This is a genomic window from Aeromicrobium phragmitis (genome assembly GCF_003674095.1).
In the GTDB taxonomy this organism is placed as follows: domain Bacteria; phylum Actinomycetota; class Actinomycetes; order Propionibacteriales; family Nocardioidaceae; genus Aeromicrobium; species Aeromicrobium phragmitis.
In genome coordinates, this window is record NZ_RDBF01000310.1 from 1 (window position 1) to 282 (window position 282).

Below are 282 nucleotides of genomic sequence, written 5' to 3' on the forward strand. Positions count from 1 at the left end.
GACCGGCAGATCGCCTTCTACTCCCTCGACCTGCGCAAGTGCGGGCGGTCCCTGCGCGACGGGCATACCGCGCACTACGTCTCGGACTTGGCCTTCTACGACGCCGAGCTCGAGGAATCGCTGCGGATCGTGCAGGAGGAGACGGGCGTGCCGGTGTACCTCGCCGCGCACTCGACCGGCGGTCTCATCCTGCCGCTGTGGCTCGACCGGATGAACCGCTCCGGAGGGACGCGGGCGCGCGGCATCGCGGGCCTCATCCTCAACAGCCCGTGGTTCGACCTG

The 282-nt window shown here is 69.5% G+C and carries 1 protein-coding gene; it reads left to right on the top strand.

Annotated features, from left to right (window positions below):
* The coding region (locus D9V41_RS17500) for an alpha/beta hydrolase (protein WP_208006961.1) at nt 1–282 on the top strand (282 nt) is incomplete at both ends.